11 protein-coding genes, 4 tRNA genes and 1 pseudogene are annotated in these 15,812 nt (G+C 66.2%); 3 read left to right on the top strand and 13 right to left on the bottom strand.

From position 1 onward, the window contains the following. Positions 1-329: 329 nt before the first annotated feature. Together JS533_RS11800 and JS533_RS11805 are read right to left on the bottom strand one after the other, a co-directional pair. On the bottom strand, positions 330-3,095 hold the full coding sequence (locus tag JS533_RS11800; protein WP_241514828.1) for an ABC transporter permease: 2,766 nt from the start codon (positions 3,093-3,095) through the stop codon (positions 330-332). Between the two features lie 32 nt (positions 3,096-3,127). Further along, positions 3,128-3,904: an ABC transporter ATP-binding protein gene (locus tag JS533_RS11805; protein WP_241514832.1), complete on the bottom strand. Its 777-nt coding sequence runs from the start codon at positions 3,902-3,904 to the stop codon at positions 3,128-3,130. A gap of 157 nt (positions 3,905-4,061) precedes the next feature. On the opposite strand from JS533_RS11805, the gene JS533_RS11810 reads away from it, so the two are divergent. Both JS533_RS11810 and JS533_RS11815 read left to right on the top strand, forming a co-directional pair. Next, entirely contained in the window at positions 4,062-4,244 is a 183-nt protein-coding gene (locus JS533_RS11810; RefSeq protein ID WP_241514834.1) for a hypothetical protein, read from the top strand. 137 nt (positions 4,245-4,381) lie between these two features. After that, positions 4,382-6,019, top strand: a complete 1,638-nt coding sequence (locus JS533_RS11815) for an acetolactate synthase large subunit (RefSeq protein ID WP_241514844.1) — start codon at positions 4,382-4,384, stop codon at positions 6,017-6,019. A 97-nt stretch (positions 6,020-6,116) separates the two neighbouring features. Here JS533_RS11815 and JS533_RS11820 read toward each other — a convergent pair whose 3' ends face one another. The 5 genes and pseudogenes from JS533_RS11820 to JS533_RS11835 form a co-directional block, all read right to left on the bottom strand. Then, a complete protein-coding gene (locus JS533_RS11820; RefSeq protein ID WP_241514835.1) occupies positions 6,117-6,977 on the bottom strand; it encodes an energy-coupling factor transporter transmembrane component T family protein in 861 nt (286 codons plus the stop codon). Then, positions 6,974-8,017 carry an energy-coupling factor ABC transporter ATP-binding protein gene (locus tag JS533_RS13900; protein ID WP_476727089.1) on the bottom strand — a complete coding sequence of 348 codons (1,044 nt, stop codon included), beginning with the start codon at positions 8,015-8,017 and terminating at the stop codon, positions 6,974-6,976. The genes JS533_RS11820 and JS533_RS13900 overlap by 4 nt, the downstream gene beginning before the upstream one ends. A gap of 99 nt (positions 8,018-8,116) precedes the next feature. Next, positions 8,117-8,653: pseudogene (locus tag JS533_RS13905) on the bottom strand (energy-coupling factor ABC transporter ATP-binding protein); the annotation flags it as partial. Between the two features lie 213 nt (positions 8,654-8,866). Next, a complete protein-coding gene (locus JS533_RS11830; RefSeq protein WP_241514839.1) occupies positions 8,867-9,403 on the bottom strand; it encodes an ECF transporter S component in 537 nt (178 codons plus the stop codon). Positions 9,404-9,638: 235 nt separating this feature from the next. Next, on the bottom strand, positions 9,639-10,955 hold the full coding sequence (locus JS533_RS11835) for an O-acetylhomoserine aminocarboxypropyltransferase/cysteine synthase family protein (RefSeq protein ID WP_241514840.1): 1,317 nt from the start codon (positions 10,953-10,955) through the stop codon (positions 9,639-9,641). A 367-nt stretch (positions 10,956-11,322) separates the two neighbouring features. Here JS533_RS11835 and JS533_RS11840 point away from each other — a divergent pair, with 367 nt between their 5' ends. Beyond that, positions 11,323-12,237 carry a bifunctional hydroxymethylpyrimidine kinase/phosphomethylpyrimidine kinase gene (locus tag JS533_RS11840; protein ID WP_241514842.1) on the top strand — a complete coding sequence of 305 codons (915 nt, stop codon included), beginning with the start codon at positions 11,323-11,325 and terminating at the stop codon, positions 12,235-12,237. A 177-nt stretch (positions 12,238-12,414) separates the two neighbouring features. Here JS533_RS11840 and JS533_RS11845 read toward each other — a convergent pair. The 6 genes from JS533_RS11845 to JS533_RS11870 form a co-directional block, all read right to left on the bottom strand. Continuing rightward, positions 12,415-12,491, bottom strand: a tRNA-Asp gene (locus JS533_RS11845). Positions 12,492-12,660: 169 nt separating this feature from the next. Next, complete coding sequence (locus JS533_RS11850) at positions 12,661-14,472, bottom strand: AMP-dependent synthetase/ligase (protein WP_241514845.1); 1,812 nt, start codon at positions 14,470-14,472, stop codon at positions 12,661-12,663. Between the two features lie 85 nt (positions 14,473-14,557). Beyond that, positions 14,558-15,202, bottom strand: a complete 645-nt coding sequence (locus JS533_RS11855) for a M23 family metallopeptidase (RefSeq protein WP_241514847.1) — start codon at positions 15,200-15,202, stop codon at positions 14,558-14,560. 266 nt (positions 15,203-15,468) lie between these two features. Further along, a tRNA-Asn gene (locus tag JS533_RS11860) sits at positions 15,469-15,541 on the bottom strand. A gap of 47 nt (positions 15,542-15,588) precedes the next feature. Further along, positions 15,589-15,661: transfer RNA gene (locus JS533_RS11865), tRNA-Asn, on the bottom strand. A 26-nt stretch (positions 15,662-15,687) separates the two neighbouring features. After that, positions 15,688-15,760: transfer RNA gene (locus tag JS533_RS11870), tRNA-Asn, on the bottom strand. Between the last annotated feature and the right edge of the window lie 52 nt (positions 15,761-15,812).

The following is a 15,812-nucleotide window of genomic DNA, read 5'->3' on the forward strand; positions in this document are numbered from 1 at the left end:
CGGCCGCTGACGCTCCCTCAGTCACGGCTGCGCCGTGACAGCTCCCTCAGCCGAGGGAGCCGAGGCTCCGCCAGCTTCATACCCACCATAGAGAGGTCACACGCGGCGACGCAGGCCGCCGCCGACAACACGGCATCGCGCGACAGCGCGATACCGAGGCCACGCGGACACCCACAACAAACCACACGCCAAAATACGAAGAGCTCATTGGTTTTGATTGCCGTCGCGTGATCCGAATACATAAAAACGGGATGGAATATCGATGTGATATTCCATCCCGTGAGTTGCATCGCGGCAAAGACCACCCAGGAGGCGGGAGCCGAACGCCGTCAGGCTTCGGCAAGCGCCTCGACGGGCGGCGTGCTGACGGCGCGGTGGGCGGGTGCGATGCTGGCGATGAGCGCGGCGAGCGCGGCGACGCCAAGCATGATGCCGTTGGCCGTCCAGTCGAACGGGAACACGACGTCGCCATAGAGACTGAACACCATGTAGGAGCCGAACCAGCCGAACGCCGTGCCGAGCAGCACGCCGGCCACGCCGGAGACGAGTGAGAGCAGCAGCGCCTCGACGGCGAGCGAGCGGCGCAGCTGGCCGCGCGTCATGCCGATGGCCCGCAGGGTGGCCGATTCGCGGGTGCGTTCGATGACCGACAGCGACAAGGTGTTGGCCACGCCGACGAGCGCGATGAGCACGGCGACCGCGATCAGGCCGACGAGCAGCGCCATCAGGCCGTTGATCATCGTCTCCCAGATGGAGCGTTCGGCGATCGGTCCGGTCACCTGCACGCCGGGGCTGGCGGTGAACGCCTGCTGTACGTCGCCGAGTACGTCGTTCAGCGCGACGCCGGCCGTATCCGCATCGATCTTCATGAGCAGCATGTGGCCGGTGGCCTTGAGGTCGCCATTGGTGAAGTGCGTGGCGCTGACGAACGCGACCGCATTGTAGTTTTCGGAGACGCGTCGGTAGTCGACGAGCGTCGGTTTGAGCGTGAGCTGCTTGTCGGGAGCGGCGGTCGTGTCCGACGAAGCCGTGCCGTCGGATGCGGCCGCGCCGTCGTCCCCGACCGGGTTTGCGGAGAACGTCACCGTGCCGTCGCCGAACGCGAGCGCCTTGCCGGTGAACACGTCGTATTTCGGCATGAGCACCGTGCCATCGCCGATCGAGACGCCCTTGAGATCGGCCTTCATCACCGAGCGCAGCGCATTGGCATCATCCACGCCGACGAGCAGCACGGACATGCCGTTGCCGTCCTCGTCCTGCGTGTACATCATCGCGGTCGGCGCGTACACGGACGCCGCGACGCCCTTGACCTTGGCCGCGTCGGCGGCCTGCGTGTCGGTCATATCGGTGCCGTCGGCGATCATGTCGACGCTGAACCGCTTGTCGAGCGCCTCCCCCATCGTCTGCTTGGCGCTGGTCGCACCGGTCGCGATGGTCGCCACGAGCGTGACGCCGATCAGCAACGCGGCACCGGTGGCGGCCACGCGTCGCGGATTCTTCTGGATGTTCGCGTGCGCGATCTTGGCCGACGGTCCGGCGAGCGCCACGAGCGCGCCCACGCCGCGCATGAGCACGGGCAGCCAGAACACGGCGGACAGCACGAGCCCCAGGAAGATCAGCGCACAGCCGAAAATCGCCATAAGCAGCACGGTCGCATAGGCATCGCTGACCATCGAATCGCCACCGCCGGCGATCGACTCATGCATCTGCCATGCGGCGAAGACGGCGAACGCGAGACCGACGAGCACAAGCAGCACAGCAATGACGCCACGCACGAGTCCCGCGCGGCGCGTGTCGGTCAGTTCGATCGGACGCAGCGCCTCGAGCGGCGTGACGGATGTCGCGGAGCGTGCGGAGCCGAGCGAGGCGAGCACGGTCATGACGATGCCGAACGCGACCGGCACGACGAACGCCTGCCAGCTGGCGACGAACCGCGCGTCCATGCCGGTCGAGGCCATGAGCCCCGACGCGCACAATCCGCCGATGAGCGCACAGCCGAGCACCACGCCGAGTGCGGAGGCGACGAGTCCGAGCACGCCGGCCTCGAACAGGACGGAGCCGTACAGCTGGCCCTTCTTCGCGCCGATCGTGCGCAGCAGGGCGAGCGTGCGCCGGCGTTGGGCGACGAGCACCTGGAACGTGTTGGCGATGACGAGCGCGGCGACGAACATGGCGAGCACGCCGAAGCTCAGCAGGAACGTGGTGGTGATGTCGGTGCCGCCGTCCACGCTGAGCGCCTTGATGGCCTCCTGGTTGGCGGCCTCGCGCGAGAGGATGCGGTAGTGCCTGGGCAGGAGCTTGGCGACAGCGTCGGCCGTGGCCTGCGCCCGCGCGGGATCGGAGGCGCTGCCGTTTGTGCCGTCACCGCCGCCCGCGAGATCGAGGAACAACTGGCTCGCACACACCTGGGAGAAGTCGTCGACGGCCTGCAATGCGGCCAGCACGTTGTCGGAGACCACCGACGCGCCGCCGTACGAGCCGTATACGCCGTTCGTGTCATCGGTCAGGCCGGTCACCCGCACGCGGATCCGGTCGTCGCCATCGGACTGCGTCGTGCCGTCGGCGGTTCCCGCCGTCTCCTGCATGCTGAGCGAGGTGACGTCCACCGTGTCGCCCACGTGCACGCCGAGCTGCTTGGCGACGGATTCGGGCAGCGCGATCTCGCCGTTGTCGGCCGGCAGGTCGCCGTCCGCGACGCCGACCGGCAGCAGCCGCTGGTCCTTGGCGGTGCCGAGGGCGATGCCGCTGACGTTCTTGCCGCCGTTGACGACGGTGATGTCGGTCACCGTTCCGGCACGTACGCCGTCGACACCGTCGGTCGCGGCCACCTGATCGAGGTGGAAGTCGCCGACCGTGGTCGACCATGCGGCGCTTTTCTCCTCATCGGTTGCGGATTTGAGCGTATCGGAGTCGAGCGTGACGACGTAGTTCGCGCCGCCGTAGCTGCCGGTCTGCTGACGGCCGAGCGCATCGGTCATCGTGTTGGAGAACAGGAACGTGGCGCAGATGAACGCGGTGCCGATGAGGATCGCGATGCCTGCGGGGATGAGCATGCGCGCGCTTTTGCGCATGAGTTTCAACGTGATGGAGAACATGGGTTTGGCTCCTTGGATTCGATCCGGACAGCTCAGGCGATGGACGGCGCGACGGCGGCGCGCGTGGCGCGTTCGCGTTCGGCCATGAGCAGTTCGTTCATCTGTTCGGCGTTCGGATGCGGCACGTCGGCGACGATGCGGCCGTCGGCGAACACGATCGCGCGGTCGGCGTAGGAGGCGGCCACCGCGTCGTGCGTGACCATGATGATCGTCTGGCCGAGTTCCTTGACCGACTGCTTGAGGAAGCTCAGCACCTCGGCGCTGGAGACGGAGTCGAGGTTGCCGGTCGGCTCGTCGGCGAACACAAGCGACGGTTTGGTGATGAGCGCACGCGCGATGGCGACGCGCTGCTGCTGGCCGCCGGACAGCTCGTTCGGACGATGGTCGAGACGCTCTTTGAGTCCGAGCGTGCGTACCAGCTGGTCGAACCAGCGGCGGTCAGGCTTCTCGCCCGCGAGCGTCAGCGGCATGAGGATGTTCTGTTCGGCGCTGAACATGGGCAGCAGGTTGAAGCTTTGGAAGATGAAGCCGATCCTGTGCCGGCGCAGCAGGGTGAGCTGGTTGTCGTTCATTGTGGTGATGTCCGCGCCGTCGAAGATGATGCGGCCGGATGTGGCCGAGTCGAGTCCGGCGAGTGTGTGCATGAGCGTGGACTTGCCGGAGCCGGACGGGCCCATGATGGCCGTGAACCGGCCCTGTTCGAAGCGCACGTTGACGCCGCGCAGCGCATGCACGGCCGTGTCGCCCTCGCCGTAGTCCTTGACCAGGTCGATCGCCTCGATGGCGGTCGGATTGACCATATCGTCCATGATTCCTCGTTTCCTTCCCGTATTGCCGGGCGCGCAGGCCGGTGTGAAGTCCGTCCGCACGCGCCCGATTGGTCCGATGGTTCCATGGTCGTGCGGATCGGCCGCCGGCGGCATCGTGCGGCGGGCGGAAACCCGCACAAGTCCCTCATCCCCGAGGATGAACCGGACCGTCCTCCGCAACGGCGGGACACACGTCAGCGCGCACATCAGCACGCTCGGCAACACGCACGACGGCGCACGCGACACGCACGACGACACGCGGAAGCCGTCATGTTACGGCCACATGTCCGTCTGCTCCGGCGCGGCGACACGCAACGCCGCTATACTCGTCAACTCGTGACAGAACAGCAACATCATTCCCTGATCTCCCGCATCGGATCGCGTCTGCACGACGCGGCCGCCGAACGCAAGACCGACGGTCCGGCCAATCCAACCGATCCGGCATCGCAGCGCAACCGCCGGCGCAACGTTGCCGACCTGATGGTCCAGTGCCTCGTCCAGGAGGGCGTCGAGGTGATCTTCGGCATCCCCGGCGAGGAGAACATCCCGTTCATCGAGGCGCTCGAACGCGACGGGCGCATCCGCTTCGTCGTCACGCGCCACGAGCAGGGCGCCGGCTTCATGGCGCTCACCTACGCGCATCTGACCGGCAAGCCGGGAGTGTGCCTGGCCACGCTGGGACCGGGCGCGCTGAACCTCACGCTGCCGGTGGCGTGCGCGAACGCGAGCAACACGCCGCTGGTCGCCCTGTGCGCGCAGGGCAGCGTGCGTCGACTGCACAAGGAGTCGCATCAGATCATCGATCTAGTCTCCGTGTTCCGTCCGATCACGCGCTGGACGAACATGATCCTGAGCCCGGAGGCCGTGACCGAGACGATGCGCAAGGGCTTCGCACTCGCCCAGCGCAAGCGTCCGGCCGCGACGTGCATCATCCTTCCCGAGGACATCGCCGAACAGCCGGCGCCGGCCGACGCCGAGCCGCTCAGCCGCGCGCTGCAGGTGCACACCGTGCCGACGCCGGCCGACATCGACGCGGCGGCCGACATCATCGCCAAGGCGAAGCATCCGATCATCCTCGCGGGCAACGGCGTGAGCCGCGCGCACGCCGACTACCAGCTGCGCATCCTGTCCGAGCAGCTCAACCTGCCGGTGGCCACCACGTTCGAAGGCAAGGGCGTGTTCTCGGACCGGCATGACAACGCGCTCGGCGTGGTCGGCTTCATGCGCCACGACTACGAGAACTTCGCGTTCGACGACGCGGACCTGATCATCGCGATCGGCTTTTCGATCCAGCAGTTCGACCCGGTCAAGATCAACCCGAAGAACGACAAGAAGATCATCCACATCAACACGTTCGTCGAGGACACCGACGCGCATTACACGACGACGCTGAACATCATGGCCGACATCGACGCGACGCTCACGCAGCTGATCGACGCGCTGCGCGAGCGCGACGTGCGGTTCGACGACATGGAGTCGGACATCCGTCGTCTGCTGATGGACGAGTTCACATCGCGCAAGGACGATGCGTCGTTCCCGATGAAGCCGCAGCGCGTCGTCTACGACACGCGCCGGGCGCTCGGCGACAGCGACGTGGCGCTCGTGGACACGGGCGCGCTTAAGATGTGGATGGCGCGCCTGTATCCGACGTATCTGCCGAACACGTGCATCATCGACAACAGCCTGTCGACGATGGGCTGGACGCTGCCGGGCGCGGTGGGCGCGTCGCTCGCCCGCCACGGCCGTCCGGTGCTGGCGGTGATGGGCGACGGCAGCTTCATGATGAACATGCAGGAGATCGAGACGGCGGTGCGGCTCGGCTGCCATATCGTGATCCTCGTGTGGGTGGACCGCGCGTACGGTCTGATCAAGTGGAAGATGGACCTGCACGCCGGATACCACAACGACGTCGATTTCGGCAATCCGGATTTCGTCAAGCTTGCGGAGAGCTTCGGCGCGACCGGCACGCTGATCCATGCCGCCGACGAGCTGGGTCCGGCGATCGAGGCCGCGATGACGGCGGACGGCGGCGTGCATGTCATCGCTTGCCCGGTCGACTACAGCGAGAACATGAAGCTCACCGACAAGCTTGGTGAGCTTGAGCTACCGGGCTGACGCGTTAAGCGGACAGTCCAGTGGACTGTTTGTAGACTCAGCCTGAGTGAGACGACAGTCGAGCGAAGGCAGGTTGAGCCTCGCCGAAGGCGAGCCGTCATCCAATCATGGCCATTACGCTCGTGGCGGCGACGGTCACGGCCACCGTCGCCGCGAGCAGCGCCCAGTCCGCCGGGCGCATGCGCAGCCGTACGCGGTATGTGCGCGCGACCGGCAGGCCGAGTCCGCGCGATTCCATCGCCCAGCCGACGCCTTGGCTCATGCGGTAGGCGCGGATGAGCACGGCGACGATGATCGGCAGATATGACGTGAACCGCGCGACGAGGCGCGTGAACGGGTTGCCGCGGAGGGTGCGCCGACGACGCTCCCCCGTCGCGCCCGCCCTGCCGGATTCGGCTGGTCCGGCCGGCTCCCCGTCGCCGGACAGGTCGAGCCCGCGCGCCCGCTGCGCATCGGATACCGACTGGAAGATGCCGAAGAACACGGGAATGTAGCGCAGCGACGTGGCGAGCGTGAGCCCCGCCCGATACGGCACGCCAAGCGCGACGAGCCCGCGTATGAGCTTCGCCTGGCTGGTGGTGAACAGGGTCAGGAAGCATGCGAAGCCGAGCGCGGGGATGCGCAGGCCCATGACGGCCGCCATGACGAGGTTTTCGCGCGTCAGCCGCAGGAATCCCCATCGCCACAGCTCATGCGCGCCGCTCGGATCGAAGATCGGCCAGAGCACGACGATCATCACGATCACGAACGCGAGCACCCTCCATACCCACAGAATGCGTTCGGCCGGCACCCGGTCGGCGATCAGCATCGCGTGTTCGAGGACGAGCACGGCGGTCATGAACATCCAGTTGCGCCAGATCAGGCACAGCACGAGCAGCGCGAGCGACATCGCGAATTTGACGCGCGGGTCGGCGCGGTGCAGCCAGCCGTCGCCGGGCACGTACAGGTCGGCGTTCATCGGCGCTCCTTTCGCTGTTCGTTGCGTTCGTCGTGTCGCTCAAGTCCGCCGTGCGTCTCGGGGTTATTGTGCGTCGCAGGCACGTCGTACGCGGCATGATCGTCGTGACTGTCGTGACCGTCGTCGCGACGGCCGTCGCCCCGCACGAGACGGCCGTATTCGACGAGCCGGCCCGCGTCCATGCGCATGACGTGCGTGCAGTAATGCGCGACCGCGCGCATGTCGTGGCTGATCATGATGACGGTTGTGCCGGCGCGGTTGAGCGCGGCGACCGCGTCGAGCAGCGTTGCGGACAGTCTGCGGTCGAGTCCGGCGGTCGGCTCGTCGAGTACGAGGATCGGCGTGCGCATGGCGAGCACGGACGCGAGCGCGACGATGCGCCGGTCGCCGTAGCCGAGCGTCGCGGGCGAGACGTCGGCGACGCGTTCCAGGTCGAACAGTCGCAGCATGTCGTCGACCGCGGCGCGGACCTGCGTGTCCGTACGGCCGAGCGCACGTGGGCCGAAGCCGATTTCCTCGCGCGTGGAGGCGCAGAAGATCTGATGGTCGGGATTCTGGAACACGAAGCCGACGTGCGCGGCCATGCGGCCGACCGTATGCGTGCGCGCGTCGAGCCCGTCCACGACGACCCGTCCGGAGGCGGGTTTGAGCAGTGCGTTGAGATGACGGGCGAGCGTGGTCTTGCCCGAACCGTTGCGTCCGATCAGGCCGACGAACGCGCCGCGCGGGATCGTACAGGTCACGTCGTCGAGCGCGGGTGCGACCGTGCCTCCGCGTCCATTGTCGTCCGTCGATCCGGCGTACCGGTAGGTGACGTGATCCAGTGCGATCGCGGGATCATCCGTCGACTTCCCATCGTCGGTCGGCAGCACGTGCAGCGTCGGCTCGCCGTCGCCGGGCAATGCGACGCCGAGTCGCGTAAACAGTTCCGGTTCGCGGTCGAACAGGCCGGCGTCGCCCTGCGCGACGAGACGGCCGCGATCGAGCACGAGGATGCGATCGGCCCAGCCGGGGAAATGTGACGTGTCCTGCTCGGCCATGACGACCGTCAGGTCGCGTCCCGCACGGCTGCGTCGGATCGCGGCGAGCGCGGCGAACACGTCGCGTTTGCCATCCGGGTCGAGTGCGGCGGTCGGCTCGTCGAGGATGAGGATGTCCGGTTCGGCGGCGAGTGCGGCCGCGAGGGCGACCCGCTGCATCTGCCCGCCGGACAGGCTGGTGGGCACGCGTTTGCGGTACTCCCCCATGCCGACCAGCGCGAGCGTCTCGTCGATGCGTCGGTCCATGAGCGCCGGGTCCATGCCGCGGTTTTCGAGCGGGAATGCGATTTCATCCTCGACGGATGCGCAGAACAGCTGCGATTCTGGGTCTTGCTGCACGTAGCCGACGTTGAGCGACAGTTCGGCGACGGAGGTGCGGGACGTGTCGTGTCCGGTGACGGTGACGGTGCCGCGCATGTCGCCGTCGGCGAGATTCGGGATGATGCCGGCGAGCGCCATGCACAGCGTGGATTTGCCTGCGCCGGTCGGGCCGACGACGCCGACGAATTCGCCGGCGCGGATGTGCACGGACACGCCGTCGAGTCCGGGGATGGGTCGGCCGCCGTCGGCGATCGGCGCATAGTCCCAGCCGAGTTCCCACGTTTCGATCAGGTCGTCCAAGCTCATTCGATTCATCCTAGCGTTCGCGTTGACGTACGGCACTCACGTTGACATACGACGTTCGCGTTGACGTACGGCGCTCACGCTGGCATGCCGGCGGATACGCGAACGGCTCCCTTCCGATATGGAAGGGAGCCGTTGCCGTGCGACGCGTGATACGTGCGGTATGCCGCATGATGCGCGACTTGCGTGGCCGTGTTCAGACCATCGCACGTCGAACTGTCATGCTCAGGCGGCCTTGACGCCGAGGTTGCCCAGACGCACCAGCGGCGGGTACGCCTTGCGCACGGCGGAGAACAGGGCGAGGCCGACGATCAGACCGACGGCCATCTGGAAGGTGTTGCCGGCGACCTCGCCGAGGGCCGGGCCCCAGCCGGAGAGGATGCCGCCGGCGATGAAGTAGCCGAACACCTTCCACACGCCGGCGAGGATGGAGACGACGGCCACGTTGAGCGGCTTGAATTCCTTGAGGAACAGGCCGACGATCAGGGCCTGCACGCCGTCGATGACGAACGTGAAGATCGCCCACTGCGGGTAGCCGGAGATCAGGTCGGACAGGGCGGGGCCGAGGCCGCCGACGATGCCGCCGACCCACGGGCCGAACGCGTAGGAGGCGAAGTAGATCATCGTGTCGGACAGATTCAGATAGCCGCGCGTGGGCGTGGGGATCTTGACGAACATGGTGAGCACCGTGGTGACGGCGGTCATGACGGCGATCAGCGGGATGGTGCCCGCGGTGATGGTTTTCTGCGTGCGTGCGCTCATGGGGTTCCTCTCTCATAGAACAAGCCATGACCCCGCTCTTCCGGGCGGGGTCATGGCTTAGGATACTCGGTTCACGGCCGGTCGTCTGTTACGTGTCCATGCGCATGCCCGGTCGCGCGTCCGCAGCACGTCGTTCGCGTGACGAGTAAACGCGGGACGCCCTGTGGACGCGGACCTTGGGCAGGCGCGTGCGGTTCAGGCGTGCAATTGCCGGCGGCCGGATGTATGCGGCGCCTTACTTGGCGAGGCCGGAGGCGCGGACCGCCTCGAAGCCGCCCTTGAGGTCGTCGAGGATGTCCTCGATGTTCTCGGTGCCGATGGACAGGCGGATGGTGCCCTGGTGGATGCCCTGGTCCTCGAGCTCCTCCAGCGTCTCCTGCGAGTGCGTGGTGGAGGCCGGGTGGATGACGAGGGACTTCACGTCGGCCACGTTGGCGAGCAGCGAGAACAGGTGCAGGTTGTCGATGAAGACGCGCGCCGCGTCCTTGCCGCCCTTGATGTCGAACGTGAAGATCGAGCCGGCGCCGTTCGGGAAGTACTTCTTGTACAGCTCGTGGTCGCGGCGACCTTCGATCGCCGGGTGGGAGACGGACTCGACCTCAGGCACGGTCTGCAGGTATTCGACGACCTTGAGCGCGTTCTGGACGTGGCGTTCGACGCGCAGCGACAGGGTCTCGGTGCCCTGCAGCAGCAGGAACGCGGAGAACGGGGACAGGGTGGCGCCGGTGTCGCGCAGCAGGATGGCGCGCACGCGGGTCACGAACGCGGCGCCGCCGAGGGCCTCGTAGAAGTTGAGGCCGTGGTAGGACGGGTCGGCTTCGGTCAGGGTCGGGAACTTGCCCGGCACCTCGGCCCAGTTGAACTTGCCGCCTTCGACGATCACGCCGCCGAGGGTGGTGCCGTGGCCGCCGATGAACTTGGTCGCGGATTCGACGACCACGTCGGCGCCGTGCTCGAGCGGGCGGAACAGGTACGGGGTGGCGAACGTGTTGTCGACGATCACCGGCAGATGGTGGCGGTGGGCGATCTCGGAGATGGCCTCGAAGTCCGGCAGGTCGGCGTTCGGGTTGCCGAAGGTCTCGAAGTAGACGAGCTTGGTGTTCTCCTGGATGGCGTCCTCGAAGTTCTGCGGGACCTCCGGGTCGACGAAGGTGGTGGTGATGCCGTCGCGCGGCAGCGTGTGCTTGAGCAGGTTGAAGGTGCCGCCGTAGATGTTCTTGGAGGAGACGATGTGGTCGCCGGACTGGGTGATGTTGCGCACCGCGTATTCGACGGCGGCCGCGCCCGAGGCGACGGCGAGGCCGGCGGTGCCGCCTTCGAGGGCCGCGATGCGGTTCTCGAACACACCCTGCGTGGAGTTGGTCAGACGGCCGTAGATGTTACCCGGGTCGGCCAGGCCGAAGCGGGCCTCGGCGTGGTCGAAGTTGTGGAAGACGTAGGAGGTGGTCTGGTAGATCGGCACGGCACGGGCGTCGGTGGCCGGGTCGGCCTCCTCCTGGCCCACGTGCAGCTGCAGGGTTTCGAAACGGTACTTCTTGTTCTGGTCGGTCATGATGCGCTCCTTCATGGTGTTGGCTCTGAGCCGTTTGGTGCTTGTCCTTGTCGCCACCCTGCCGGCCGTTTCCGGTGATGTCCGGCTGCGTGGCGAGGTGTTGGTTAAGACCATACGGGCACGGTGCCGTCGAGCGCAAGCCGAACGCTATCACGGTTGCCTATACCACCTTATAAACCCTTGGAACCATTGGTGTTCCGTCGCATCGTCGCCGTCGAAAAACCTGCCGTTGCGGCCGCGACACGCCGTCTCGCACGATCGTGCGGAAGGGCGCGGTCGCACGCCGTCGCCGGCGGATGGACCGTCGCGGCCTGTCGTGCCTGCGTCGCGTTACAGTCATACGTCAGAACCGACGAAAGGACGACCCATGACCGACGCAACGGCCGGCGCATCCCGCGCCTCCATCGACACCTCCGGCGATGTGCTGTACGATCGCGACCCGCGCTACATTCCGCGCGTGGCGGCCGTGCATGACATGTGCGGCTACGGCAAGTGCTCGCTGACCGCAGCGATCCCGATCCTGTCGGCCGCCGGCTGCGACGTGTGCCCGGTGCCGACCGCGCTGTTTTCCGCGCACACGAAGTACGACGTGTTCACGTTCCACGACACGACCGGCATCCTGCCCGGCTATCTGGACGCGTGGCGCGCCGAGCACGTCGATCTGGACGGCGTGTACTCAGGGTTTCTCGGCTCCCCCGAGCAGGTGTCGATCATCCGCCGGCTGTATCGCGAATATCCGCGGGCGCTCAGGTTCGTGGATCCGGTGATGGGCGACGGCGGCGAACTGTATCCGACGTACACGCCGGAACTGTGCGAGGCGATGCGCGCGCTGGTCGACGGCGCGGACGTGCTCATGCCGAACCTGACCGAGGCGTCGATTCTGGCCGGCCGCGACTATGAGGGCGGCGATCTGGACGATACGGCCGTGGACGCGCTGCTGGAGGCGCTGCTGGAGATGGGTGCGCGCAACGTGGTGCTCAAGGGCATCGACCGCGGTGACGGGCTGATCCGCAACTACGTTGCCGACGCTTCGGCCGGGGCGTCCGGCAAGCGCGAGCTGGCGCACGACAAACTGTCGTACATGATCCAAGGCACGGGAGATGCGTTCGCCTCCGCCCTGTGCGGCGCGGTGATGGCCGGCCGTGGTCTTGCCGAATCGGCGCATATCGCCGGCGAGTTCGTGCGCCACGCGATGGCCAACACGCGCAACCAGCCCCGTTTCGAAGAACGCGGCCTCAGCTTCGAACTCAACCTCGCCGAGCTCACCGCCTTGGTCGGCTGACATGACCGGGAGCGTGACAGGGAGCGAACGCGGTCATCGTCGCGGGTCGTCAAACCCTTGATTTTTCAACGATTTGTCGCACGGACTAATCCGCTCGAACCGCTCCCGGTCACGCTCCCCGGCATGTTTAAGGCATGATATAGCAAAAGGCCCGCAAGCTGAGCTTGCGGGCCTTGGTGGCGACCCCGGCCGGACTTGAACCGGTGACCTCCGCCGTGACAGGGCGGCGCTCTAACCAACTGAGCTACGGGGCCGTTCCGTGTTCCTCATCGGAGCACGAGTAGATATATTACGCGATATGCCGGCATTGTCCAATCATCGGCGTGTCGCGCAATGCGAATGCCGGTAACGTAGCGAGCAAACGTTGGAATACCAACGATTCGGCACTGTTACGACACCAAATGCGCCGGATGCGACGTAACATCACTTCTTGCCCGCGTAGATGACGTTGTCGATCAGATCGCGGTAATGCTCGGTGATGACCTGACGCTTGGCCTTGAGACTCGGCGTGAGCATGCCGTTCGCCTCGCTGAACACATCCGGCACGATCTCGAACTTGCGGATCGATTCGGCGCGGGACACCAGCTCGTCGGCCTTGTTGACCGCACGCTCGACCTCCGCGTACACGATCGGGTTCTTCGCCGCCGCCTCAAGGTCGGCGACCGGCTCGGCGCCCTGCGCCTTGAGCCACGTGTTCGTTTCGGCCAGATCGAGCGAGACGATCGCGGCGACGAACGGCTTGCGGTCGCCGACGACGACGCACTGGTCGACCACGGGCGAGGTCATCACGGACGCCTCGAGCATGCCCGGCGACACGTTCTTGCCGCCGGCGGTGATGATCAGATCCTTCTTGCGCCCGGTGATCGACACGAACCCGTCGTCGTCGATCGCGCCGAGGTCGCCGGTGTGCAGCCAGCCGTCGACGATCTGCTGGCGCGTGATTTCGGGATGGTTGTGGTAGCCGACGCACACGGCCGGCGATTTGATGCACAGCTCGCCCTCCTCGTCGACGCCCACGGTCACGCCCTGCATCGGCAGGCCGATCGTGCCGATCTTGTACCCGGACGTCGGGTTGACGCTGGACGGGGCGCATGTTTCGGTCATGCCGTAGCCTTCGAGCAGCGGCAGGCCGACGCCGTTGAAGAAGTGCGCGATGGACGAGTCGAGCGGCGCGCCGCCGGACACCGCGTATTCGACATGGCCGCCGAACACGCCCATGATGGACCGGTAGACCAGCTTGTTGTACAGCGCATGCTTGGCTTTGAGCGCGAACGGGATCGGCTCGCCGGACTGCTGCGCGTGCGACCAGTCGCGTGCGGCCTGCGTGGCGCCGGCGAACACACGCCCCTTGAACCCGGAACCGGCCTTTTGCGAAGCCGCGTTGTAGATCTTCTCGAAGATGCGCGGCACGGCGAGGATGAACGTCGGCTTGAACGCGCCGAAGTCGGCGAGGATGGTCTTGAGGTTGCTGGACAGGCCGAGCGTGACGTTGCCGGCGAAGCAGAAGAACTGCATGTAGCGGGCGAACACGTGTGCGAGCGGCAGGAAGAGCAGCAGGCGGCGATCGGGGCCGAGCGCGATGTCGGGCATGGACCGCACGCCCGAATACGTGATGAACACGAAGTTGCGGTGGCTCAGCTCGATGCCCTTGGGGGTGCCGGTGGAGCCGGATGTGTACACGATGGTGGCGAGGTCGTCGCCGCGCACGGCGCGCTCGCGCTCCCAGAACTCCGCGTCGGACACGCCCTGCCCGTAGGTCTCGATGGTGTCGATCGCGCCGAAGCCGATCACGTACACGTCGCGCAGGTCGGCGCATTCGCCGCGCACGGATTCGATCTTGTCGCGCTGGCCGTCGTCTTCGGCGAACGCCATCTTGACGTGCGAGTCGTTGAAGATCATCTTGACCTGCGCTGGCGAGTTCGTCTCGTAGACGGGCACGGTGAGCGCGCCGATCGACATGATGGCCATGTCGAGCGCCGTCCACTGCCAGCAGGTATGCGCGATGACCGACACCGCATCCCCCGGCATGATGCCGCGCGCGATCAGGCCCTTGGCGATGGCGATGACCTTGTCGCGGAATGCCGCGGCCGTGAACGAGCGCCACGAGCCGGAATCGTCCTTGTATTCGACCAGCGAGGCGTCTGGCGTGCGTTCGGCACGCTCCACGAGGATCTCGAACAGGTTCTTGTCGTCGTCGATCGGCTGTTCCAACGGACGCGTGTATTCCTTCTGCATTGTGCTCCTGACCATGTCACGGTTGCCTTGCATTTCTTCCCCGCATTCTAGTGCCGGAATGCAACCGTCATGCAACGGTCGACCCCTATACGGTCGGTTTGAGGGCGATGCGGCGGGCGGAGGTCTTGGTTTGCGGGTCCTCGTAGTCGTCGGAGCCGCGTTTGACGCCCCAATGCACGCAGGAATCGTCGCAATGGTCGGAAGCGCCGCCCGTTTGGCCGAACGGTTCGCCGCGGGAGACCGACGCGCCCACGCGCAGATCGGTGATCGCCGGCTCGAACGTGGACGTGAGCGGGCCATGCCGGATGCTCACCACCGATTTGCCACCCACCTTGCCGGCGAAGGCGATGACGCCGTCGGCGGGCGCCAGCAACGTCGTGCCCGCGCCGGCCGCCAGATCGACGCCGCGATGGCCCGCCATCCACGGCTGTGCGGGACCGTCGAACACGGCGGTCACGTCGACGTCACGTACGGGCCAGACCATGTCGGCGGAACATCCCGCAGCGCCGGCAGCCCCGTCATCCGCGTATGCCGTGCCACACGGCAGCAGGCCGGAATCCGCGCACGGCATCGCGCACATGACTGCCGTCAGGCACAACGACAACATCGCGCCGGCCGCCAGTCCGATCCATCGCCGCAAGCGGCGGCGATCCTCCATCTCACGCTCGCGCATGCCATCCTGCACATGCCTGCGCCGTCGCAGCCAACGGTCTTCATCCGTCTCGTTCATTCCGTTCACGACACTCCCCTTCCTGCATATCGCGCTCGTATCGTCGGCGGTCTCCTTCGACACGCCCGGCGGAAACGTTCCGGGCACCCGGCCGCTGTGCCGGGACATTCCATCGTGCAGGACTTTCGCCGCATCGTCCAGCCGAAACGGGGTATGTGGTCGAATGGTCCGGGTTATCCACACCCCGGCGTGTCGTCCACATCGTCATCCACATCCACAGCGAAAGCAACAAAAAAGCCCCGGACGAACCCGGGGCTTGCAATGCGCTCCTGCGGCTGGGCTTGAACCAGCGACCGTCCGATTAACAGTCGGATGCTCTGCCAACTGAGCTACGCAGGAATGTTCAATTATCAACCAACCGGACGCGAACGCCCGACCGGAAGAAGCTCCTGCGACTGGGCTTGAACCAGTGACCGTCCGATTAACAGTCGGATGCTCTGCCAACTGAGCTACGCAGGAATATTCAATTATCGACCGAAGCCGAGCTCCTGCGACTGGGCTTGAACCAGTGACCGTCCGATTAACAGTCGGATGCTCTGCCAACTGAGCTACGCAGGAATATTCAATTATCGACCGAAGCCGAGCTCCTGCGACTGGGCTTGAACCAGTG

It is taken from the genome of Bifidobacterium amazonense, assembly GCF_018555435.2.
In the GTDB taxonomy this organism is placed as follows: domain Bacteria; phylum Actinomycetota; class Actinomycetes; order Actinomycetales; family Bifidobacteriaceae; genus Bifidobacterium; species Bifidobacterium amazonense.